This window comes from Streptosporangium sp. NPDC005286 (genome assembly GCF_040607515.1).
Classification (GTDB): domain Bacteria; phylum Actinomycetota; class Actinomycetes; order Streptosporangiales; family Streptosporangiaceae; genus Streptosporangium.
Genome location: NZ_JBEXGU010000074.1, coordinates 19,652 through 42,283, shown reverse-complemented (window position 1 = coordinate 42,283; position 22,632 = coordinate 19,652). Strand labels below are relative to the sequence as shown.

21 protein-coding genes and 1 pseudogene are annotated in these 22,632 nt (G+C 70.0%); 3 read left to right on the top strand and 19 right to left on the bottom strand.

Annotated elements, in window-relative coordinates; all coding sequences use genetic code 11:
• Window positions 1–453: 453 nt before the first annotated feature.
• From ABZU75_RS25315 to ABZU75_RS25250, 14 genes are all read right to left on the bottom strand, one after another.
• Entirely contained in the window at window positions 454–1,233 is a 780-nt protein-coding gene (locus tag ABZU75_RS25315; protein ID WP_355558856.1) for a Cof-type HAD-IIB family hydrolase, read from the bottom strand.
• The gene (locus ABZU75_RS25310) at window positions 1,230–2,033 is read right to left on the bottom strand and encodes an inositol monophosphatase (protein WP_355558853.1); all 804 of its coding nucleotides are present in this window, start codon (window positions 2,031–2,033) and stop codon (window positions 1,230–1,232) included. Before ABZU75_RS25310 ends, ABZU75_RS25315 begins: the two co-directional genes overlap by 4 nt.
• Complete coding sequence (locus ABZU75_RS25305; protein ID WP_355558850.1) at window positions 2,024–2,788, bottom strand: HAD family hydrolase; 765 nt, start codon at window positions 2,786–2,788, stop codon at window positions 2,024–2,026. The genes ABZU75_RS25310 and ABZU75_RS25305 overlap by 10 nt, the downstream gene beginning before the upstream one ends.
• Window positions 2,785–3,885 carry an ABC transporter ATP-binding protein gene (locus tag ABZU75_RS25300; RefSeq protein ID WP_355558847.1) on the bottom strand — a complete coding sequence of 367 codons (1,101 nt, stop codon included), beginning with the start codon at window positions 3,883–3,885 and terminating at the stop codon, window positions 2,785–2,787. Before ABZU75_RS25300 ends, ABZU75_RS25305 begins: the two co-directional genes overlap by 4 nt.
• Window positions 3,886–5,712, bottom strand: a complete 1,827-nt coding sequence (locus ABZU75_RS25295; RefSeq protein ID WP_355558844.1) for an iron ABC transporter permease — start codon at window positions 5,710–5,712, stop codon at window positions 3,886–3,888.
• Window positions 5,713–5,771: 59 nt separating this feature from the next.
• Window positions 5,772–6,422 carry a DUF47 family protein gene (locus ABZU75_RS25290; protein WP_355558841.1) on the bottom strand — a complete coding sequence of 217 codons (651 nt, stop codon included), beginning with the start codon at window positions 6,420–6,422 and terminating at the stop codon, window positions 5,772–5,774.
• Window positions 6,423–6,427: 5 nt separating this feature from the next.
• Window positions 6,428–7,408: an inorganic phosphate transporter gene (locus ABZU75_RS25285; protein ID WP_355558838.1), complete on the bottom strand. Its 981-nt coding sequence runs from the start codon at window positions 7,406–7,408 to the stop codon at window positions 6,428–6,430.
• Complete coding sequence (iolD, locus tag ABZU75_RS25280) at window positions 7,408–9,246, bottom strand: 3D-(3,5/4)-trihydroxycyclohexane-1,2-dione acylhydrolase (decyclizing) (RefSeq protein WP_355558835.1); 1,839 nt, start codon at window positions 9,244–9,246, stop codon at window positions 7,408–7,410. Before iolD ends, ABZU75_RS25285 begins: the two co-directional genes overlap by 1 nt.
• Window positions 9,243–10,091, bottom strand: a complete 849-nt coding sequence (gene iolB, locus ABZU75_RS25275; protein ID WP_355558833.1) for a 5-deoxy-glucuronate isomerase — start codon at window positions 10,089–10,091, stop codon at window positions 9,243–9,245. Before iolB ends, iolD begins: the two co-directional genes overlap by 4 nt.
• Window positions 10,088–10,969, bottom strand: a complete 882-nt coding sequence (locus ABZU75_RS25270; protein WP_355558830.1) for a deoxyribose-phosphate aldolase — start codon at window positions 10,967–10,969, stop codon at window positions 10,088–10,090. Before ABZU75_RS25270 ends, iolB begins: the two co-directional genes overlap by 4 nt.
• Window positions 10,962–11,933, bottom strand: coding sequence for a 5-dehydro-2-deoxygluconokinase (gene iolC / locus ABZU75_RS25265; RefSeq protein ID WP_355558827.1), 972 nt, complete (start codon window positions 11,931–11,933; stop codon window positions 10,962–10,964). Before iolC ends, ABZU75_RS25270 begins: the two co-directional genes overlap by 8 nt.
• Window positions 11,930–12,766: a TIM barrel protein gene (locus tag ABZU75_RS25260; protein WP_355558824.1), complete on the bottom strand. Its 837-nt coding sequence runs from the start codon at window positions 12,764–12,766 to the stop codon at window positions 11,930–11,932. The genes iolC and ABZU75_RS25260 overlap by 4 nt, the downstream gene beginning before the upstream one ends.
• The gene (locus ABZU75_RS25255) at window positions 12,763–13,734 is read right to left on the bottom strand and encodes a Gfo/Idh/MocA family oxidoreductase (RefSeq protein ID WP_355558822.1); all 972 of its coding nucleotides are present in this window, start codon (window positions 13,732–13,734) and stop codon (window positions 12,763–12,765) included. Before ABZU75_RS25255 ends, ABZU75_RS25260 begins: the two co-directional genes overlap by 4 nt.
• 121 nt (window positions 13,735–13,855) lie before the next feature.
• A complete protein-coding gene (locus tag ABZU75_RS25250; protein ID WP_355558819.1) occupies window positions 13,856–14,599 on the bottom strand; it encodes a GntR family transcriptional regulator in 744 nt (247 codons plus the stop codon).
• A gap of 221 nt (window positions 14,600–14,820) precedes the next feature.
• On the opposite strand from ABZU75_RS25250, the gene ABZU75_RS25245 reads away from it, so the two are divergent.
• A complete protein-coding gene (locus tag ABZU75_RS25245) occupies window positions 14,821–15,990 on the top strand; it encodes an ABC transporter substrate-binding protein (RefSeq protein ID WP_355558816.1) in 1,170 nt (389 codons plus the stop codon).
• 621 nt (window positions 15,991–16,611) lie between these two features.
• Here the strand turns inward: ABZU75_RS25245 and ABZU75_RS25240 are convergent.
• On the bottom strand, window positions 16,612–17,247 hold the full coding sequence (locus ABZU75_RS25240) for a response regulator transcription factor (protein WP_355558813.1): 636 nt from the start codon (window positions 17,245–17,247) through the stop codon (window positions 16,612–16,614).
• Window positions 17,244–18,425 carry a histidine kinase gene (locus ABZU75_RS25235; protein ID WP_355558810.1) on the bottom strand — a complete coding sequence of 394 codons (1,182 nt, stop codon included), beginning with the start codon at window positions 18,423–18,425 and terminating at the stop codon, window positions 17,244–17,246. Before ABZU75_RS25235 ends, ABZU75_RS25240 begins: the two co-directional genes overlap by 4 nt.
• A 110-nt stretch (window positions 18,426–18,535) precedes the next feature.
• Between ABZU75_RS25235 and ABZU75_RS25230 the strand changes: the two are divergent.
• Together ABZU75_RS25230 and ABZU75_RS25225 are read left to right on the top strand one after the other, a co-directional pair.
• Window positions 18,536–19,195 (top strand): annotated as a pseudogene (locus ABZU75_RS25230) (ATP-binding cassette domain-containing protein); the annotation flags it as partial.
• Window positions 19,196–19,230: 35 nt separating this feature from the next.
• A complete protein-coding gene (locus tag ABZU75_RS25225; RefSeq protein ID WP_355558807.1) occupies window positions 19,231–20,019 on the top strand; it encodes a hypothetical protein in 789 nt (262 codons plus the stop codon).
• A gap of 863 nt (window positions 20,020–20,882) precedes the next feature.
• Here the strand turns inward: ABZU75_RS25225 and ABZU75_RS25220 are convergent.
• Genes ABZU75_RS25220 through ABZU75_RS25210 form a run of 3 tightly spaced genes read right to left on the bottom strand, consistent with a single transcriptional unit; the run spans window position 20,883 to window position 22,268 of the window.
• Window positions 20,883–21,416, bottom strand: coding sequence for an SET domain-containing protein-lysine N-methyltransferase (locus ABZU75_RS25220; RefSeq protein ID WP_355558804.1), 534 nt, complete (start codon window positions 21,414–21,416; stop codon window positions 20,883–20,885).
• A 60-nt stretch (window positions 21,417–21,476) separates the two neighbouring features.
• Entirely contained in the window at window positions 21,477–22,004 is a 528-nt protein-coding gene (locus tag ABZU75_RS25215) for a YetF domain-containing protein (RefSeq protein ID WP_355558801.1), read from the bottom strand.
• Window positions 22,005–22,013: 9 nt separating this feature from the next.
• Window positions 22,014–22,268, bottom strand: a complete 255-nt coding sequence (locus tag ABZU75_RS25210; RefSeq protein WP_355558798.1) for a hypothetical protein — start codon at window positions 22,266–22,268, stop codon at window positions 22,014–22,016.
• Between the last annotated feature and the right edge of the window lie 364 nt (window positions 22,269–22,632).

Sequence of the window (22,632 nt, the reverse complement as noted above, 5' to 3'; positions counted from 1 at the left end):
CCCGGTGACCTCTCCGGTCGCCGGGTTGAAGATCTCGGAGGTACGGCCGGAGCCCTCGACGAGGGCTCCGTTGATCCAGTGAGTGACGTTCTTCATGTTCTGGTGCTCCTTCCGCGCCCACGGCGCGACGACTTCGGCATTGACGCTTCGGGCGCTGGTTCCAGACCTGCCGGGGTGAGTTGCCGGGCCGCGCCTTGATCTGGAACCGACGTCACCTCTCGCATGCTCCGCACGGGTTCGACACCTTCTACGGCGAACACCGGCCATATCGGGTCTTCGGCAGGTCGCCCCGCTCGATCCACCACCGGCGCCGAGCACCGAGCAGGCCCGGGTCACCTGGCTCGGCATCGACGGCATGATCGGCTGGGCGGCATCCTGGAGGGGGATCGGCATGGGGCTCGGCCAGGACGGGTGACCAATCGGCACCCGCGGTTCGAGACTCGATTTCACAACCTACGCATAAGAGCTGAGGGCCAGTTTCACCACGTCGGCGACGGCTCCGTCCGCGCAGGCTCCGACCACGATGTCAGCCACCGCCCGGACCTGCGGGTGGCCGTCGCCGACCGCGGCCCCGAGTCCGGCTGTCGTGATCATGTCGATGTCGTTGGGGTTGTCGCCGACGGCCGCGATCTGCTCCAGCGGTACGCCCCGGGAGGCGGCCAGCTCGCGGAGCGCGGCGCCCTTGGTGGCGCCCTCGGGCAGCACTTCCAGATAGGTGGCCTCGGAGCGGACGGTGATCGTCCCCGGGATGTCCAGATCAGGCAGCGGGTCACCGATCAGCATGCACTTGATGACCTCGCCGGGGGGCAGCGCGGACCAGTCACCCGGGTCGCGCAGCGTGATCCCGTCCCGGCGGGCGTAGTCCCGCAGTTCGGGCACGTCGTGGACCGCCAGCGCCTCGCCGCCGGAGAACGCCACCGGATAGACGCCCTCCGGCAGCCTGCCGAACAGGTCGAGCAGCGCCTTCCACGCGTCCGGCGGCAGGTGGCGGGAGCGCAGCACGGTTCCCGTGCCGAGGTCCACGGTCCGGGCGCCGTTGTAGAGGATCGCCGCCCCGGTGAGGCCCAGTTCCTCGTAGTAGCGGAGGGCCGACTGTTCCATCCGCCCGGTCGCGATGACCACCTCTCCGCCTGCGGCGAGGAAACGGCGCAGCGCGTCCCGGCCGGCGGGCACCATGGCCAGGTCCCGTCCGACGAGGGTCCCGTCCAGATCGGTGACGATCCAGCGGATCACAGGGCCTCCCTCACCGTGGAGACCTCGGCCATGACCGAGCCCGCGAGGTCGAAGCCGCCCACGCAGGCGAGGTAGCCGCCAGGTGTGAAGATACTGCCGGACAGCGGGATGTAGACGCCCCCGGCCTGCTCCACCAGGAGCGAGCCGGCCGCCACGTCCCAGGCGTTGACGTACGTGCCGTACGCGACGTCGGACCACCCGGCGGCGATGTGCGCCAGCTTCAGCGCCGCGCTTCCCGGGCGGCGCGTGGTGGCGAAGGCGTTGACCATCCGGGCGAAGCGGTGCAGCGCCACCTCTCCCTCCGCGGCCAGGTCGCGTGGGGAGGGGTAGCTCGACAGCAGCACCGCCTCCCGGTCCGTACCGGCTCCGGCGCTGCGGATCGGCGCGCCGTTGTAGAAGGCCCCGCCGAGTGAGGCGGTGAACTCGTCGTCGCGGACGGGGTCGTAGATGACGCCCGCCACCACCTCGCCGTCCACGACCGCCCCGATGGAGGTGCAGAAGAACGGCAGGCCGGCGGCGAAGTTCGCGGTGCCGTCGATGGGGTCGACGTACCAGCTGATGTCGCCTTCACCTCGGACGCCGTCCTCCTCTCCCACCACGACGCTGCCCGGGCACAGCCGGTCCAGGACCTCGCGGATACGCTCCTCGGCCGCCTTGTCGTGCTCGGTCACCGGGTCGTGGAAGTCGCGCTTGGTCTTCACCTCGGGCCGGGAGCGGAATGCCTCCCTGAGCCGGTCGCCGACCGCTCTGGCCGCCTCGACCGCGATGGCGGCCAAATCACGCGAGGTGTTCAGGTCCATGTCTCCTCCAGGAGGTTCAGAAGGCCGTTCGGGTCCTCGACAGTCGCCTGAGGGCTCTGGCGCACCTTGTAGGGGATCTCGTCGGTGCTCCGGGAGACCATCAGGACGGTGGCCCCCACCCCGGCGCGGGCCCCGCAGACCACGTCGCGGTCGTAGTTGTCGCCGACGTACCAGGCCTCCGCGGGGTCAACGCCCAGTGCCCGGCAGGCGATCCAGATCATCTCCGGATTGGGTTTGCGGACGCCGACCTCGTCGCTGTAGACCTGCACCGCCACCTGGCGGTCGAGGCCGCTGAGGGCCATGTAGTCGCGATGGACGGCTCCGCACAGCGCGTTGCTGACGACCGCGGGCGTGACACCGTGCGCCCAGCAGGCGGCCAGGAGCTCCCGCAGCGCGGGCCGGGTCTTGCGGTCGCTGCGCAGCTCGCCCATCCGCCTGCAGAGCGGTGTCGCCTCGGCGATCACCAGCGAGCGGGCCTGCTCCGGCCAGTCGCCCGCGACGAAGTCGGCCCAGAACCCGCGGTGCGTCATCTCCGCCGGGGCGAACTGACGGGAGGTGGAGTCCTTCCAGTACTTGTCGGCGCGCGCGCCGGCCCGGATGTCGCTCTCCACATCGTCGAGGCTGAGACTGTCGAAGCCCGCCCTGGTGAGGAGGCCGTGCACCTCCGCGGCGAGTTCGGCCGCCCATGACGGGCGCCGGGAGGTCTCCACGATCACCCCGCCGAAGTCCAGCAGCAACGCCTTGGGCCGGATCACGCGCCGACCTCCACCCTGTCCCAGGAGGAGATCCGGACACCGTCCGCACCGAACAGGTGCATCTGGTCGGTCCAGCAGGTCAGCACCTCGCCGGCGGCGGCCTCGACCGGCGTGTAGGAGAGCGCGTACAGCTCGGTGTCCAGGACGCGCAGCCGTACGGTCCAGGAGGAACCGGCCGGCAGCACGGCTTCGACCGTGGCCTCCTCGCACCAGGCGGAGTCGGGTGGCGAGCCGAGGCGCAGTGCCTCGGGGCGGATGCCGACGGCGGCGGGGGCGGTGCCCTGCCCGGCGCGGGACTCGACGAAGCGCGTCAGCGATCCGGCCAGGCCGGTGGGAGAGGGGCCGACCTCGACGATCGCCATCGGCGGGCTGCCGACGAACTCGGCGACGAACCGGTTGGCGGGCCTGGCGTACATCTCCATCGGGGCGGCCAGCTGCTGCAGCTCGCCGTCGTTCATGACCGCGACGTCGGTGGCCATCGTGAGTGCCTCCAGCTGGTCGTGGGTGACGAAGACGATCGTCGCGCCGGACTCCTCGTGGATGCGTTTGAGCTCGGCGCGCATCTCCAGGCGGAGCCGGGCGTCGAGGTTGGACAGCGGCTCGTCGAGCAGCAACACCGTGGGGTTGATCGCCAGCATCCTGGCCAGCGCGACGCGCTGCTGCTGGCCGCCGGACAGCTGGGAGGGGTAGCGGTCCATGGCGGCGTCGACGTGGACCATCTTCAGCGCCGCCTCCGCCTTTGCCCGCCGCTCGGGACCGGGCACCTTCCGCATGCGCAGGCCGAACTCGACGTTCTCGCGCACCGACAGATGGGGCCAGAGCGCGTAGTTCTGGAAGACCAGCCCCATGCCGCGCTTCTCCGGCGGGACGTAGAGTCCCTGCTCGACGGAGTCGAGGACCCTGTCACCGACGGCGATGGTGCCCGCGCTCGGCTGCTCAAGTCCGGCGATCATCCGCAGCGTGGTCGTCTTGCCGCAGCCGGAGGGGCCCAGCAGGCACATGAACGCGCCATCGGGGACGGTCAGGTCGAGGTTCTTCACGGCGTAGTCGCCACCGCCGTAGCTCTTGGCGATTCCGCTCAGGGTGATGTTCGGCATCTATCCTCCTAGGCCGGACGCCAGGCTGCTCTTGGTCAGGCGCTGGGTCAGGTAGGTCATGGTGAAGGAGACCAAGGCGATCACGAGCACGACCGCGTTGGCGAGCTGGGTGTATCCGTAGTCCACGAGGCCGATCGACAGGGTCGTGAGGAGCTGCGTCCCGGTGGTGGTCAGCATGATGACGATGCTCAGCTCCTTGAGCCCGGAGATGAACGGCAGCACGATTCCGGTGACGAGGGCGCCCTTCTGGATCGGGAAGATGATCCGCCGCATCCGCTGCCACCAGGAGGCGCCGGCGATCTGCGCGGCCTCCTCCGGTTCGCGGCCGAGTTGCATCATCGCCGCGATGCCCGAGCGTGAGCTGTACGGCAGGTGCGTCACGGCCATCACCAGGATCAGCAGGAACGTCGTCCCGTACAGCGCGGGAATCGGCCCCCTGGCGACGGCGAACAGCGACAGCGAGGCGGCCGCGAACGCGATGCCGGGGATGAGGTAGGGCAGGAAGGAGACCTGGCGGAGGAACGCGGCGACGCGTGGAGCCGTCCCGCGCACCACCACGTACCCGATCAGCAGGCCGGCGACCGCGCAGATCAGCGAGGCCAGGCCGACGATGCGCAGCGAGTTCCACGCCGCCTCCCACAGCTCGGAACCGCGGAAGACGCCGTGTGGGAAGCCGACCGCTCCGGGCAGCCGTTCGGCGAACCAGTAGTCAAGGGTGAAGGTCGACAGGTCCAGGGGCGTCCGGGTGACCGTGGAGACCAGAAGCGTCAGGACCGGGACGAGAACGCTCACCGCGAAGACCACCAAGCCGAGCGCGAAGGCGGGCCAGCGCCAGCGGCGCAGATCGCCCAGCCGGTCCATCGCCCCCTTGCCGCCCACGGTGACGAACCGGCGGTGCTCGCGCATCATCCGGGTGTCGACGAGAACGATCAGCACCCCGATGATCACGATGACGGTGGCGAGTACGGAGGCCACGCCGGTGCTGCGGTCGCGGATCGACTGGAACAGCCCGGTGGACAGCACCCGGTAGTCGGCCGGCAGGCCGAGCACGTAGGGCGTGCCGAACGTGCCGAGCACCCGGCCGACCACCAGCAGCACGGCCGAGGACAGCGCCGGGAGCATCAGCGGCACCACGATCCGCCGGATGACGGTCCGCTGCGGGGCGCCGAGGATCCGCGCGGAGTCCTCCAGCTGCGCGTCGATGCGGCGCAGCGCGTTCCCGACCAGGAGCAGCACGAACGGGTAGTAGTGCAGCCCCAGAGTGATGATGATCGGTACCGCGCCGTAGGCGAGCCAGTCGGGTGTCCGGATGCCCTGGGCCTGCAGGAACCCGACCTGCCCGGCGGCGCGCTCGTTCTTGAACAGCGACAGCCAGGCCAGGGAGAAGGTCCACGACGGCAGCATGTAGGGGACCACCAGGGCGCCGGCGAGCCACCTGCGCCCCGGCACGTTGGTCCTGGTCACCAACCACGCCATGCCGCCCCCGAGGACCAGCGCGAACAGCGTGGTGCCCACCGCGATCACCAGCGTGTTGAGCAGCGGCTCCCAGAACAGCAGGCCGCTGATCTGGGAGCGGAACACCCGCCACAGGTAGTAGCCGGTCCATTCGCCCGGCTGCTGCCCGGCGTGCACGTCGTCGCCGTACTGCAGGCGGAAGGCGTCCGACAGCACCGCGATCAGCGGCGCCACGACGAGGTAGGCGAGCAGGATGACGAGGATCAGCCCGAGCGCGGCGGTCGGATCGTGGCGCAGCACGCGGAGCCGGTACACCAGCCTGCGCCGCCTCGGGGGAGGTGGCGGCGTTTCCGCCTTGGTGAGAAGAGCCATGGGTACTTCCTTCAGGGGGGTTCACAAGGACCGGCGCGGTGCGTGGTCCGTCAGCTTCCTCAGTGGCTTCGCTTGAGCATCGCGTCGGCGAGGGCGTCGGCGGCCTCGCCCAGCCGCCGACCCACAGCGTCCAGGCGCGACAGCAGCTCGCGTCCGCGCAGGGTGTCCATCTCCAGCGGCCCGGCGAACAGCTCGGTGAGCCGGGTCTGGTAGAGCTGGCGGACCCGGCTGCAGGCCTTGCGCGTGGCCAGCACGGCCACGGTGACCGAGCCCGGGTCGTCGATCATCTTCAGCACGGCGTCCTCCAGCTCGTCGAGACCATCGATCACCGCCTGCAGTGGCTCGACCGCGAACACCAGGTCCTCCGGTCCGAACAGGTCGGCCTCGCGCACGTAGTCACGCAGATGGTCCAGCACGTCGTCGACCGAGCGGGAGAGCCGGAACAGGTCCTCCCGGTCGATGGGAGTCGCGAGCATCCGCCGTAGAACCCGCACGAGTTCGGCCCGTGCCGCGTCGCCCTCGTGTTCCACCTGGGCCATCTGGGTGCGCGCGGCCGATCGCTCGATCGTGCCGGAGGCGGTCGAGCGGGCCAGTACGGCTCCCGCACGGGCGACGGCGACCTGGCCGCGGACCAGGTCGACGACCCGCCGTCCGGACCGGCCGCGAAGGTCGTCCCAGGCCCGCGCGAACCGCCGGGCGCGACCGCCCATGCCGCTCACAGCAGCCTCAGCGCGAGTCCGGCCAGGCAGCCCAGGGCCATCGAGGACGGCAGCGTGACCAGCCACGCTGTACCCATGTTCACGACGCTCTGCCATCGCACCCTCCTGGCTCCTTCGCTCGCCGCCACGCCGACGACCCCGGCCGTGATCGACTGGGTCATGCTCACCGGGCTTCCCAGGATCGAGCTGCCCAGGACGGCCCCGGTGGCCGCCGTCTCGGCCGAGACGATGTACAACGGCCGGGTGATGACCAGGCCGCGCCCCAGCCGCTCTCCCACGCGGGTGAGACTGGTCAGGGATCCGGCGAGGAACAGCGCCACCAGGACGGCCATCCACACCGGCGGGACCTCGACGGGGCCGACCCCGCCCAGCCCGTCGCGGCCCACGTCCACCGCGACGCTGACCACCGCGATCATCTTCTGGCCGTCGTTCACCGCATAGGCCACGCACTGGGCCGCGTAGGCCAGCAGATGGGCGGTGAGCACGAGGCGGGGCATCCGGCGGTAGGACGGCACCCGGTGTGACAGGGTTCCCAGCAGGTGGCCCAGGATCAGGCCGACCAGGGGGGCGCCGGCCCCGACGGCCAGGACCGCGCCCAGGCCCTGCCACGACACCGGCAGCCCCGTACCGAGCCCCGCACCGGCGATGCCGCCGATCACCGCGAGAGTCAGGCTGGTCGGCAGTCCCTTGCCGGTCAGCACCGCGACCACGATCACCGCGGTCACCACCCCCGCCAGGAACGCCGTCGCTCCGCCGCTCGTGCCGAGCCCCGCCAGCCCCTCGGTGAAGGTCCGCGCGACCGAGACCCCCAGCACGTACGGCCCGGCGAAGAGCGCCACCATGAGAAGCGCGGCGATCGCCCATCCCGGCGAGCGGGGGAATCTGAGCCCCAGCCCGATCAGGGTGGATCCGTCGTTGGCTCCGCTGATCAGCACAAAGAGGATCGCCACCACGGCGAATGCCAGCGTCCACCCCATCACAGGTAGGGCCGCTGATCGCGTTTGGCCTCGTCGTAGTGTTCACGCGCGGCCTGGGTCTGGGCCAGTTCCGACACCTCGGCGATCGGGACGTCCCACCAGGCCTGGGCGCCGGGTCCGCCGCCGGGGGCGGTCTCGACGTAGACGACCGTGGTGTGCGCGGACGCCACCGCCTTGACCAGCGCGGCCCGCAGCGCCTCCGGATCACCGGCGCGCAGCACGTCGGCGCCGAGGCTGGCCGCGTTGGCCGCCAGGTCCACAGGGAGCCGGTCGCCGTCCAGCCTCCCTCCCGAGCCGCGCATCCGGTAGGCGGTGCCCAGGCGAAGGGCCCCCACCGACTCGCTGAGGTCGCCGATCGAGGCGAAGCCGTGGTTGTCCACCAGGACGATCACGAGCTTGACGCCCTCCTGCACGGCGGTGGTGATCTCCTGGGCCATCATCAGGTAGGAGCCGTCGCCGACCAGCACGAACACCTCGCGCTCCGGGGCCGCGAGCTTCACCCCGAGCCCTCCGGCGATCTCATAACCCATGCAGGAGTAGCCGTACTCCACGTGGTAGCCCTTGGGGTCGCGGGCCCGCCACAGCCGGTGCAGGTCGCCCGGCATGGACCCGGCCGCGTTGACGACCACGCCGTCCTCGGCGATCTCGTTGAGAATGCCGAGCACGACCGGCTGGGTCAGCTCCGTCCCGGCGTAGGTCTGGCTGATCTCGGCCTGCCAGCCGACGGCCAGGGCGGCCGCCTGACGGGTCCACTCGGGGTCGGCCCGCCAGTCCGCCTGGTCAAGGGCGCTCAGGGCCTCGCGGGCATCGGCGACGAGCATCGCGCCGGAGTTCTTGGCCGCGTCGAAGGCGGTGACGTTGACGTTGAGGAACCGGGCCCGGCCGAAGAGGGTCCGGGAGGCGGTGGTGAAGTCGCTGTAGCGGGTCCCGACGCCGATGACCAGGTCCGCCTCCCTGGCCAGGGCGTTGGCGGCGGCGGTGCCGGTGTGGCCGACCGCGCCGACCGCGCACGGGTGGTCGTACGGCAGTGCGCCCTTACCCGCCTGGGTCTCGGCCACCGGCACGCCGTGGTTCTCGGCGAAGCGAGCCAGTTCCGTGCAGGCCCGGCTGTAGACGACCCCGCCTCCGGCGACGATCAGCGGTCTGCGCGAGCTGCGGATCAGTTCGAGCGCCCTGGCCAGCGCGGCGGGCTCAGGCACCGGCCGGGCCACGTGCCAGACCCGCCGGGCGAACAGCTCCTCGGGCCAGTCGCAGGCCTCGGCCTGCACGTCCTGGGGGAGTGCCAGGGTGACCGCGCCGGTCTCGGCCGGGTCGGTCAATACCCGCATCGCGGCCAGGAGGGCGGACGGCAGCTGCTCGGGCCGGTTGATCCGATCGAAGAAGCGGCAGACCGGACGCAACGCGTCGTTGACCGTCACGTCGTAGGAGCGCGGGTCCTCCAGCTCCTGCAGTACCGGGTTGGCGACCCGGGTGGCGAAGACGTCACCGGGCAACAGCAGCACCGGGAGGCGGTTGATCGTGGCCAGCGCCGCGCCGGTGACCAGGTTGGTGGCGCCGGGGCCGACGGAGGTGGTGCAGGCGAAGGTGGACAACCGGTCGCGCGTGCGGGCGTAACCGACGGCGGTGTGCACCATGGCCTGCTCGTTGCGGGCCAGGTAGTACGGCAGCGCGTCGCCGGTGCCCGCGCCCTGCTCGGCCAGGGCCTGGCCGACGCCCGCCACGTTACCGTGGCCGAAGATGCCGAAGACGCCCGCGATCAGCCGCTGCTCGACGCCGTCACGCTCCGCCCACTGGTTCGCCAGGAACCGCACCAGTGCCTGAGCCACCGTGAGCCTCATGAAGTACCTCCAGGTAATCCGCTCCCGGCGTCCGCGACGCGACACGACACGCGGGGGTCGACCGGCTGGTCCGCCCAGGAGGAGCGGATCCACGCGTGCCGGGGGTCGTCGCAGAAGGCCATGGACCGCTGCTCGGCGGGTCCGGCCAGCACGTTCAGGTAGTACAGGTCGTAGCCGGGGGCGGCCATCGAGGGGCCGTGGTAACCGTGCGGGACGAGCACCACGTCGCCGCCGCTCACCTCGGCCAGTGTGTCGTGCGTGCCGTATACCCGCTGGTAGCCGGGGCCGCCCTCGAAGTAGTAGATCTCCTCCAGTACGGCCTCGTGCGCGGAGGCCGTGTCGTGCTTGTGCGGCGGGTAGGACGACCAGTTCCCGCCGGGGGTGAGCACCTCGACCGCGACGAGCTTGTCGCAGTCGAAGGCGTCGGGGGCGCAGAAGTTGTTGACCTGGCGGCTGGCCTGCCCGGCGCCGCGCGCCTCCACCGGGACTCGGTCCGCCGGGCCGTAGCGGACGGGAAACCGGCGGGTCGCCCGGGCTGCGGGGAGCGCGATGCGGCCGTGGCCAGTGATCACCGCGGACGTCTTGATCGGCAGGTAGGCGAAGTCGGTGACCGCGGCGAAGACCGAGGTGCGCCCGGACAGCGACAGCCGCAGACCGTCCGCGGCGACCTCGCATGAGCCCGACAACGGCAGGACCAGCATCTCCTCCTGACCTGTGGAGAAGGACACCGGGTGGTCCGGTAGATCCACGATCCGCAGGCCGGCATACGTCCAGCCTGCCGACTCGGGAGTGATCTCCACCGCCCACGGGGGCGAGGCGGCGGTGCCGTAGGGAATGTGCGTCATGACGACTCCAGCAGTCTCGCCGCGGTGTCCACGGCCGCCACCACGTCGTCGCCGGGCGGGTAGAGCAGTGCCCGGCCGACGACCAGGCCACGCACGCCGGGCAGCCGCAGCGCCTTGCTCCAGGAGTTGAAGACCTGGTCGGGCGCCTTGTCGGGATCACCTCCGAGGAGCAGGGTCGGCAGCGTCGTGGCCTCCATGACCCGCTCCATCCCTTCGATCACCGGGACCTTCAGCCAGGTACGGGCGGAGGTCGCGCCGAGCCCCTGGCTGACGCTGATGGCATGGATCATCGCCTCCGGTGACAGGTCGTGCCTCACCACGCCGTCGATCCGCCTGGACCAGAACGGCTCGATCATCGCCATCAGCCCGTGCCTGGCCAGCCGGGTGACGGCGTGCCCGCAGCTCGCCAGTGTGGCGGCGGTCGCAGCGTCCTCCAGCGCGATTCTGCACAGCATCTTGCCGCCGTCGAAACCCATCGCCGCGATCGACTCGGCGTCGTAGGCGGTGAAGCGGTCGTCGAACTCGAACACCGAGCCCTGCACGCCGCCCCGGTTCATCGAACCGATCACGATCTTGTCGTCGAGCGCGCCGAGCAGCAACAGGTCCTCGACGATGTCGGGCGTGGCCAGCAGCCCGTCCACGCCTGGCCTGGCCAGGGCGGTCATGAGCCGATCCAGCAGACCGGCGCGGCTCTCCATGGCCATCGGCCGGCCGGCGACGCCGAGTGCGCCCCGCGCCGGGTGATCGGCCGCGATGATCAGCAACTGGTCGCGACCGGCCGGCAACGGCCTGCGCCTGCGCTTGGTGGCCGCCTCGGTCACCCGCTCCGGGTGCCAGGCCCGGTCGTCGAGCAACCGCCGGTAGTCCTCTTCACGCATGCGCGACGTCCCCCTTCGGAAATCCACCTGACAGGACGTTCTCGATCTCGTCCACGGTGGGCATGGCGGGGGCGCAGGCCAGTCGGCCGGCCACGATCGCCCCGGCCACGTTGGCGAACCTCAGTACCCGTTCCAGCGGCCAGCCCTCCAGCAGGCCGTGGCAGAGCGCCCCGCCGAAGGCGTCGCCCGCGCCGAGCCCGTTGACCACCTCGACCTTCACCGGCGGCACCTCCACTGTCTCTGTGGAGGTCATGCCGAGCACCCCGTCTGGGCCCTGCTTGATGATTGCCAGCTCGACCCCGGCCTCCAGCAGCGCCCGGCCCGCCTCATGCGGCTTGCGCGTGCCGGTGGCCACCTCGGCCTCCTCCAGGTTGCCGACCGCGACGGTGACCTGTCCGAGCGCCGCGCGCACCCGGTCGCGGGCCGTCTGCGCATCCGGCCAGAACATCGGCCGGTAGTCCAGGTCCAGCACCGTGTACGGCGCCCGTCCCCGGGCCCGCCAGGCGGCCAGGTGCGCGCCGCAGGACGGCTCCGCCGACAGCCCGGTCACGGTCGTCCAGAACACCCCCGCTGAGGCGATCGCCGCCAGGTCCAGCTCCTCGGGGAGGATCTCCAGGTCGGGGGCCTTGGGGTAGCGGTAGAAATACAGCGGGAAATCGTCCGGGGGCCGGATCTCGCAGAACGTCACCGGGGTCGGCAGGCCGGGCACCGCGGTGACGTGACGGTCGTCGACGCCGTATCCGCGCAGCGCGTCATGGACGAACGCGCCGAACGGGTCCGCGCCCGTCCGGGTGATCACCGCGCTGGAGCGGCCCAGCCGGGCGGCGGCCACGGCCACGTTGGTCGGGCTGCCGCCCAGGTACTTGCCGAAGGTCTCCACCTCCCGCAGCGACACCCCGACCTGCAGCGGGTAGACGTCCACCCCGACCCGACCCATCGTCAGCACCTCGGTGGACACGCTCACGTGAGGCCTCCGAGACAGGCCAGGCTCGCGCGGACGTTCTCCATCGGGTTCGCGTCCTCGGAGCCGAGGATGACGTCCTGCTCCAGCACGTACCAGCCGGGGTACCCGGCCACCGTCAGACCGGCGACGATGCCCGCGACGTCCACGTCACCTTGGCCGAGCGGACGGTAGATCCCCGCCTTCACGGCCTGGGTGTAGGTGAGAGCGCCCGCCCGGACCCGCTCGGCGAGGGCCGCCTCGACGTCCTTGAGGTGGACGTGGGCGATCCGTCCGGGAGCCCTGCGGACGACGTCCAGTGGGTCGGTGCCGCCGATGAGCAGGTGACCGGTGTCCAGGCAGAGCGCGACGCCGCAGCCGTCGAGGATCCGGTCCACCTCCTCCCTGGTCTCGATCATGGTTCCGACGTGCGGGTGCAGGGTGACCGGGCGGGCCGTCTCGCGGCGGATCCGCTCCAGGTTGGTAAGGAGCGTGCGCCAGCCCCCGGCGTCCAGCGTGGGGCGCGTGTCGTAGCCGTCCACGCCGGTGGCGGCGGCCAGGACGGCTACCGTCTCGTCCTCGAAGGAGGCCAGCGTGGCCCGCAGGCCCGGCAGCGGGTCGTGGGCGGGGTCGTGCAGGACCACGGGAGCGAAGCCGCCCACGGCGCGCAGGCCGTAGCGGTCGAGGAGGTGGGCGCGGCGCCCGGGGTCGGTGGGCAGGAAGCCGTCGGGGCCCAGTTCGGTGGCCGTCAGGCTCAGCTCGGCCATCTCGGCCAGCACCCGCTCGGCGGACAGCTGGTGTCCCCAGCCGGGTACCTCGCAGACCCCCCAGGAGATCGGTGCGGCGGCGATCCTCACTTCACCACCTCCAGGAGGTGGATCGGCCGTCCCTCGCGAAGTGACAGATCGGCCGCCTCGGCGAGGTAGAGCGCCGCCAGGGCGTCCTGGACCGTGCAGGGGCTCTCGCGCTCGCCTCGCGCCATCGCCAGGAACGCGTGCATCTCCGCGACGTACGCGGTGTCAAACCTGGCCTGGAAGTCCGGCCACGGTTGCCCGCTCGGATCGAAGCCCTCGGCCGAACGCAGCGGGGTCCGGTCACCGAGTCCCACCGCCCAGGTGGCCCGGGTTCCGGCCAGCTCCATCCGCACGTCGTACCCGGCGCCGTTGTAGCGGGAGCCCTGCAGGGTGACCAGCGTGCCGTCGTCCATGGTCATCAGGGCGGCACTGGTGTCGACGTCCCCGGCCTCGGTGAAGAACGTCTCGCCCCGGTTGGAGCCGGTCGCGTAGACGGTGTCCACCTCGCGGCCGGTGACCCAGCGCAGGACGTCGAAGTCGTGGATGTGACAGTCCCGGAAGATGCCGCCGGACAGCGCGACGTACTCGGCGGCCGGAGGCTTCGGATCGGCGGTCAGCAGGTGAACCCGGTGCAGTTCGCCGAGCTCGTCGCCGCGCAGCGCATCGCGTGCGGCGGTGTAACCGGCGTCGAAGCGCCGCTGGAAGCCAATGTGCACGGCGGTGCCGCTACGCTCGACCGCTTCGGCGACCCGCAGGGTCTCCGCCACGCTCGGGGCCGCGGGTTTCTCGCAAAACGCCGGAACCTCAAGATCACATGCCCGCAGCAGCGCCTCCGCATGGGTGGAGGTCGGGGTCGCGATCACCACCGCGTCCGCATCGAAGGGATCTCCGACCCGGGCCTTGAGGCGTCCCGCCACCTCCTCGGCTCTGGCGTGATCCATGTCGGAGACGACAAGGTCGTCGACGAGAGTCGAGAGGGTGGCGGCATGGAACACGCCTATACGGCCAAGACCTAACAAACCCACACGCATGGTGGCTCCTTGTCCAGGGGCCTCCAGTTCTAGATGAACGACAGGTAAACCGTCAATGGTTTGTCCTGACATTCTGACTATCTATCATCATCACCATGAGTAGCCGGAAGGGGTGACGCGCTCAGCGCTCCACAAGGGTGACCTCGAGGGAGTAGTGGGAGGCGCGGTAGACGTGTGAGCCGTGCTCCACGGCCCTGCCCTGGTCGTCGTAGGTCGTGCGGACCATGGTGAGCAGCGGGCAGGCGCGACGCTCGTTCAGCAGCCGCGCCTCGGCCGGGGTGGCGGCACGGGCGCTGATCCGCTGGTTCGCGACCCGCATCCGGACGCCGGCCGAGCGCAGCAGCTCATAAAGTCCGCGCTCCTCGAGCGCCTCGGCCGACAGGGGCGTCAATCCCAGCGGCAGCCAGTTGTGCAGCAGGGCGAGGGGCTCCCCGGATGCGTATCTGAGCCGCTCCAGCCGGAGCACCGCGGCGCCCGGCGCGACCCCGAGGGCGTCGGCAACGCTCTCCTCGGCGGCGACCGTGTCGATGGACAGCACCCGGGTCATCGGCTTCTGCCCTGCCCTGCGCAGGTCGTCGTAGAGACTGGTGAGCTCGACCGCCCGCTTGACCTGGCCGTGTACGACCTGGGTGCCGACGCCGCGCTTGCGGACCAGCAGCCCCTTGTCGACGAGGTACTGGATGGCCTGGCGGATGGTCGGGCGCGAAAGCCCCAGCTGGTCGGCGAGCTGAATCTCATTGTCGAGCCGGGATCCCGGTAGCAGTTCGCCTGTCTGGATCGCCTCCGCGATCCGCTCGGCCACCTGGAAGTACAGGGGGACAGGGCTCGACCGGTCGAGGTCGATGTCCAATCTCGTCGCAGTCACGGTCAAATGGTATCTGACGTCAGAATGTCCTGACCAATGGTCGGCTCAGGCCGGCTCGCCGGGCCGCCCGTCCGGTAACGAGAATGTGTCGGACATTCCATCAAGGTAAGAATGTCTTGACAAGCTATTCACGTGATGTTCATTGTTGAGCCCATCGCGGCGCCGAGTCGGGGCTCTGGGCGGCGCCTACGACCCCGATGGGCAAGAGGAGTGACGCTACCGTGAGGCGTACCAGGAAGATCATCTCTATGGCGCTGCTGGCGCTTGCCGCCGCGGCCTGCGCGCCTTCCACGGCCACCGGCGACGGGGCGCCGGTGACGACCGCCAAGCCGCTGCCCGGCCCCTCGCTCGACGCGAACCTCGACCTGGACGCGCTGGTCACCGCCGCCAAGAAGGAGGGCAGCGTGCTGGTCTACGACTCCAGCGGCGACATCGAGGAGGTGGCCAAGGCGTTCACCAAGAAGTACGGCATCACGATGGAAGGGGTGAAATCGGACACCCCGCAGACCGCCGAGAAGATGATCAGGGAGCACGCCGCCGACAACGTCACGATCGACGCGGCGATGTACGAGGACGGCGGGGTGCTGGTGGGCCAGCTGATCCCGCAGGGCGTGGCGCAGACGTGGGTGCCCGCCGACCTCACGGGCCAGATCCCGGCCGAGAACCAGAACCCGCTGCTCGCGCTGTCGAAGGCCACGGTCTTCGCCTACAACACCAAGCTGTCGCCGGAAGGGTGCCCGGTGAAGAACGTGTGGGACCTGACCGAGCCGGAGTGGGCCGGCAAGCTGGTGATGCAGGACCCACTGGGCAAGCCGACCGTGCTGTCCTTCTTCACCCAGTTGGACGCGCACGGCAACCAGGCGCTGGAGCAGGCGTACCAGACCAAGTACGGCAAGGCTCTGCAGACCGGGGAGAAGAGCGCCGCCTATGAGTGGATCAAGCGGATGGCGGGCAACAAGCCGGTGCTGACCGGCTCCGACGAGGACATCTCCGGCGCGGTGGGCGCGCCGAGCGCCACCGACAAGAAGATCGGGTTCATGTCGATCTCGAAGTTCCGCAACAACGAGGACAAGGGGTACACCCAGGCGACGTGCGAGGGGATGGCACCGTTCGTCGGCTTCAGCTACCCCAAGTACGTCGCGATCGCCGCCAAGAGCAAGCACCCCAACGCGGCCAAGCTGTACGTCCACTTCATCATGACCGAGGAGGGCGTCAAGCACGAGATCGGCGAGGGCGGCATCTCCGGCAACGACACGGTCAAGCCGCTGGTCACCCCACCCGGGCTGCCCGACTGGAAGGCGCAGCTCTTCCACACCGACCCCAAGGGACTCCTCGGGGACATGCAGAATCGCCAGACGGTCTCCGACTTCTGGCGGGTCAACCACGGCTGACCTGGTGAGTGGGGAAACCCCCGGCGTGAACTTGAGGTCCAGTGCCGCGTTTGTCGGAGACATGTAGACGAACCGGCGGTGCGGGCATCGGCCTGTCGTGTTGGGCCGGACCGGCTCGCCGGGCGGTTGCGCGCCCCCGCGTCACCGCCCCTGCGACAGCTCGCCCTCCCCGCGGCGCCTCGACGGCCGCCCCCATGCCCCGCGACTCGGCGACGGCAGCCGCCGCGCGCACCAGGGGTCCCAGTAATCCTGACGAAACTTTCGTCGGATATGCCCTTGACCTGCGGTGATGCAGGACCAATGTCGGGGCCTGAGATCGTTTACGGGTTGGCCATGAGTGACGACACATCTGACCGACCGGCGGAGGGGTGGCGTGTGGTGTCCACACGCGGGGGTCGGCTTGTTTCATGGGTGACGACTCATGAAACAAGGCTCACCGCCGGCCTCACCCAGCCCGGCCCGCCCTGCCACGCCGCAGACGATGTCGGCGATCCCCTGGTCCGACAGGCGGCCGCCGATGTGACCGGAGCGAAAGACCCGCCGAAACACCGCGCCGCAGGATCCCTGGGTCGAGCCCTGTACCCGTCCACAACCTCCCGAGACAGAACACCTGGGGCAGGGTCAGGGCACCAATCCCGCTTCGTAGGCGGCGATCACCAGGTGCACCCGGCTGCGCGCGCCGAGCTTGGCCAGCAGGTGGCCGACGTGTGTTTTCACCGTACCGTGGCTGAGGTAGAGCTCGGCGCCGATCTCCTGGTTGGACAGGCCTTTGGCGATCAGGACGAGCACCTCTCGCTCGCGGTCGGTGATCTGTAGATGCCGGGGTGGGGGCACGTGGGCCACGTAGCGTTCGATGAGCCGCCGGGTGACGGTGGGCGCGAGCAGCGACTCGCCTCCGGCGATCACGTGGATGGCCTGGAGCAGGTCAGGCGGCAGGGTGTCTTTGAGCAGAAAGCCCGCGGCGCCGGAGCGCAGCGCGCCGTAGACGTACTCGTCCAGGTCGAATGTGGTCACGATGAGAACCCGAACCTCCGGCTGCGCAGAGCAGATCTGGCGGGTCGCCTCGATACCGTCCATGACAGGCATGCGCACGTCCATGAGCACCACGTCGGGCCGCTCGCGGCGGGTGATCTCCACCGCCTCCTTGCCGGTGGCCGCTTCCCCGACCGCGGACAGACCTGGCGCGCTGTCGACGAGCAGCCGGAAGCCCCCTCGGACCAGCGCCTCGTCGTCGGCTACCACCACCCGCGTGGTCATTGCTCCTCCGCCGACGCCGTGCGTCCCGGCGTCACCTGGCTCTGCGTCCGGTTCGGACGCTCAGTCGCGTCCTGTGGTGGAAGCAAGGCGTACACGCGGAAGCCGTGGAGCGGCCGGGGCCCCGCCTCGAAGGCGCCGCCGAACATGCGTACCCGCTCCCGCAACCCGGCCAGCCCGTGGCCAGACGCCCCCGGCCCACCTCCCCGCCCATCGTCGACCACCTCCACCCGTGTGCCATCCACCTCCTGCGCCACTGTCACGCGGGAGTGACCGGCCCCGGCATGCTTGATCACGTTGGTCAGTGCTTCCTGGACGATTCGGTACACGGTCAATCCCAGCTCATGTGGTACGTCACCGGTGAAGGACAGGCTCACGTGGATCCCCGCCGCCCGCGTCCGCTCGACCAGCTCGGGGAGGTCGGACAGGGTGGGGGCGGGCGCGAGCGAGGCCTCGCCGTCCTCGCGCAGGACGCCCAGTACACGCCGGGTTTCCTGCAGCGCCGACCTGGTCATCTCGCCGATGGAGTACAGCGCCCGGGACATCACCTCCGGCCTGCCCACGTGTTCGGCGACCCCCGCCTGCACGGCGATCGTGCTGAGGCTGTGCCCCACGATGTCGTGTAGTTCCCTGGCAATGCGCAGACGTTCCTCGGCCGCCCCCGTCCTGACACGCTCTTCGGCGTGCGCGGCCAGCCGCTCGATGTAGAGTCCGCGCTCGCGCATCATCAGCCCAGCTGCCCAGAACGCCACCAGCACCCCGCCCGCCAGCAAGGCTTGCATGACCATCGTGCGGTCGATCGGAGGCTGGAGCAGCGCGATCCCCGCCACCGCAAGCGCCATCGCCAGCGCGCCGCCCGCCCACCGGCCGCCGACCAACCGCCCGACCATGTAGAGGGCCATGGGCTGAGCCAGGAGCTCCGCTCCGGTTGGAATCAGTGCTTGCATCCATAGTGCACAAGCGGCGACCAGGCAGAACACGCTGCGCGGCCAGATTCTCCGTACGGCCAGCGGCAACGTCGTGGCCAGCGCCGAGACGACCCCCACCCATCCCGTGCCGTGGTACGTCACCAACGCCACGTAGGAAAGCCCCACCCCCACCGCCCACAGGCCGTCGAGCAGCACCCAGGCCCGGCAGGGCACCCGGCTGAGCAGCGGCGGGCGGATCTCGGTCGCAGGCACATCTTGACGGTAGACCGGTGGCCCGGGTCCGTGCATCGGACCAGAGTCCGATACCGCATCGGACCTGTGGCAGACGCGGAAACCGCGCCGAACGGAGGATCGTCGAAGGCATGATCGAAATTGCCGGTCTCACCAAACACTTCGGACGCGACCAGGCCGTGGATGACCTCTCCTTCGAGGTACACCCCGGCCGGGTCACCGGCTTCCTCGGGCCCAACGGGGCGGGGAAGACGACCACGATGCGGCTGATCGTCGGGCTCGAACGCCCCACGGCGGGGCGTGCCTTGGTCGACGGCCTGCCGTATCAGAAGATCGATAAGCCCCTCACCAGGGTCGGTGCGTTGCTCGACGCGACCGCGGTGCACGGCGGGCGCCGCGCCGACCAGCACCTGCGGTGGCTGGCCGCCTCCAACAGCCTGCCGCGCGACCGGATCGCACCCCTGCTCGAGCGGGTGGGGCTGGGCGGAGTGCGCAAGCGGATCGGGGTCTACTCCCTCGGCATGAAGCAGCGGCTCGGGATCGCGGCGGCGCTGCTGGGCGACCCCCCTGTGCTGATCTTGGACGAGCCTATCAACGGGCTCGACCCCGAGGGTGTCAAGTGGACGCGGGACCTGCTCAGGTCGCTGGCCGCCGAGGGACGCACGGTCCTGGTGTCGAGTCACCTGATGTCCGAGATGGCGATCACCGCCGACCATCTGATCGTTATCGCCCGCGGGCGGCTGGTGGCCGACGTGCCCACGGCCGAGTTCATCCGGCCTGGTACGTCGCTGGAGGACGTCTATCTCGAGGCTGTGGGAGGCATGTCATGAACGTGCTGGCTGCGGAGTGGCTGAAATTCCGGACGCTGCGCTCGACCCTGTGGGCCCTCGCGGCGAGCGTTGGCTGCGCGCTGGTCCTCACCGTGTCCACAGGGGTAACGAGCCTTTCAAGTCTCGACGCCGGCCACTCCGCCGACCAGGCCGGGCTGCGGGTGTGGGCGGTGGTCTTCGTCGGGGTGATGCTCTCGGCGCTGCTGATCGGCATGCTCGGCGTGATCACGATGACGGGCGAGCACGCGTCGGGGATGATCAGCCTGACCTACACCGCCATGCCGTCACGCAGGGGCGTCCTCCTAGCCAAGGTGGTGGTGCTGGCCGGTGCGGCCCTGACTGCATTCGTGCTCATCGGGGCCATCGGCTACGTGTACGGCAGGCTGGTGGCCGCCCCGTTCCATCCGTCGTTCCTGCCCACGGACGCTTGGCAGCGAATCGGTGCGGCGGCGCTCATGCTGCTGATGACCGCTCTCGTCGGCCTGGCGCTCGGCGCCCTGCTGCGCAGCGGAGCAGTTGCGGCCGTGGTGCTGATCGCAATCGTGTTCGTGCTACCGGTGATCCTCATGGGTATTCCCGGCGGATCGGATGTCGGTAGGTTCCTGCCGCTGGTCGCCGGGATGCAGCTTCTCGATCAGTCCCCACAGGACTACATGCCGACGGGGGCGGCGTTCGCGGTGTTGGCGGCCTGGGCGACGGTGCCGATCGGCACTGTGCTGGCAATTACTCCCGGACCGTGGAGACATCGTGCCACCGGGCCGGAGGCACTTGAAAGTGGACGGTGATCTCTACCACGGCATGATGCCTGCTGCGGCAATCCAGGACGGCCGGTGCTCGGGTCATGACGCCCACCATCTGGTCGCCCCCGCGCGACGATCAGGCCCACGCCGACTTCGCCATGCTCCAGGCGAGCACCTGATCGGCACGGCCAACCGGCCGCATCATCGCCGGCCAGCGATATCCGCCCGATTTTCGGCGGCGACTACGGCTACCCCCAGAGTTCCCGCGATCCCAAGGGCCGAGCCCAGGCTGTTGGGGTGGTCTGGGAGGTTGTGCACCCTTGGATTCGCCGGAACCCAAGGCCGTTCTACGGTCAGCCGTTCCCGGAGCGGCACCGGGCGACACACAGGACCCGGCGACACGAGGCCACCCCGGCCCAGCGAGCAGTGGAGGCGCCTGAGCTGGTGTACGGCGCCAACCCCCGCGTGAGCAGGCGTCCTCTGCCAGGGCGGCACCCAGCACCGGACCGAGTCATCCTCGACCGGGGCCGGCACACGACTCCTCGGCTTCACCACCACTACAAAAACCCCAACGAAGAGGAAGAAGCCTCACCGATCCCGAGATCCCTTCAACCGCCAGAGCGACGTGCTCTGTACGATGTCGGTCTCTTTTAGCGATCACTCGGCCATGATCTGAAGGCGAGTTGTGGTACCAGTCCGAGACTGTCGTCCGGCAGGTTGACGATCCTGGGCGTTCACGCCCCGGGATCAGTTGATTACTGATATCCGGGTCCAGCCGAGATACCGGTAAAACCGGCCATGAGTCGATCTTGACGCCCGTTCCCGCAGGCAGGCGTACGGTCAGCGGTCAACCGTGATCAGCTTGAGGGCGTCTTCCTTGTCCTTGTCGGAGGACAGCTCTGGCGACGTCAGGTATTCCAACTGTCTGAATGCCTGTGTCTGGTGGCGGCTTTGATGCGTTCGAGTAGTGGCGGGCTCCAGTGAGTGCCGTAGGCGGACTGGAGCTGGGGCAGTTGCCAGTCGTTGCCGGTCACGGTGCGGCGGCAGCGGACCTTGCCGCAGCGGCAGGCCATCGACCATGTTGCAACGCCGGTGTGGGTGGCGTAGTCGATGGTCAGTTCATCGCCGGGGTTGATGTCGTGTCGTGCGATCACGGTGGTTGCGTCGCGGTGCCAGAGGTTCGGCTCGCAGGAGTGATTGCCATAGCGAACTGGATGGGCGGGGTCGAGAAGCAGGTGAACGCTCTCCTCGACGGTCAGGCTGCTGTAGGGCGGTGTGAGGGTGGTCAGGGCCTCATCGTTGATCAGCTGTCCGCCGAGCCGCATGATCACCTCGTCTTGGCGGATCTGTTCGATGGCGAACAGGCCATTGCCGTGGATCGGCGAGGGGTTGGCCTTGGCGCTTGGGGTGAGCCAGCATTCGGTTGCGTAGGCCGTGCTCATCGTGGATGTTCTCTCCTTCCGGTCGTGTGCGGTCAATCCAAGGTTCGGCGGCGGCTGGTGCTACCCGTCGGCACCCGGTGGGGGCGTCGTGGCTACCGGGGCGGCCGGGGGATGCGGAAGGATGGAGACGGCGCCCTTGGCCTCGAAGATCGCGAGGTGGATGCCCGTCGGGTCGTGGTGCCCGTGCCGGCGCAGCACGGCCTCGAGGTCGGCCTCGGTGAGCCCGCAGCGGCGTAGGTCGCGCCGGTTGACATGTCCGTCACGGATCAGGATCCGCAGCGGCGGGTCGATCAGGCGGCTGGCGACCGGCAGGAACCGCAGCCTGGTGACGGCCGAGTGGGCGACGAGCAGGGCCAGCAGCGCCGCGGCTCCCGTCAGCCACGAGGCGTCGGACGCGGTGGCCGTACGCCCGACGATGGCACCGACCGCGACGGCGGCGACCCAGTCGAACGGGGCGAACTCCGCCATCGTCCGGCGCTCGGTGAGCCGGAACGCCACCACGGCGGTCAGGAACAACGCCAGCGCCTTGACCGCGGCATAGGCGGCACGGTGCCAGTCACCGATCAGGGCGTCGCCGAAGCCGTCCAAGGCGCCTCTTCAGCCGCCGACGGCGACGGCGTACGCCCCGGCGACCGTGTGCGAGCCCAGGATGACGAGCGGGCCGATGCCCCTCCGGGCGATACGCCGCCGCAGGTGAAACGACGGCCTGGCCGCGTGGACGCGAATGAGTGGCATGGCCCGCGCGGCCAGGTAGGTACCGGCCCTTCGCGCCCGCGACGGCACGCCCTTGCCTCGCACCGGCGGGAAGAGCGAGAACAGCGTCGGCACGAAGGCGCTGTCGCTGAGGAACATGCCCGGCTTCGCCGTGACAGCGCGTTTCTCGGTGGGCTGGCGATCGGTCTGTCGCCGACCGTTTCCACGCGGGTGTTCCTCCACCGCCACCTCCGGTGCCCGGGGCCCGGAGCGCCGATCCCCACTGCCGTCGGTGGCACGGAGCCTTACCCTGACCCTCTGACCTGCTGTTCTGCCGCATCCACCGGGTGTGGTAACCAGATGGATGCGACAACGATGTTCTGGTCGCCCAACCGTACCTGCTTCGTCTGCGCCGTTTCCCGGGATCCGGGCCGTGTCTCGCAGCGGGTCGACGCCGAGCGGCGCGGGTTCGCCCGCCAAGGTGCCCCGAAGTCCTTCGCGCGCTTGTCCGCCCGGGGTGAGT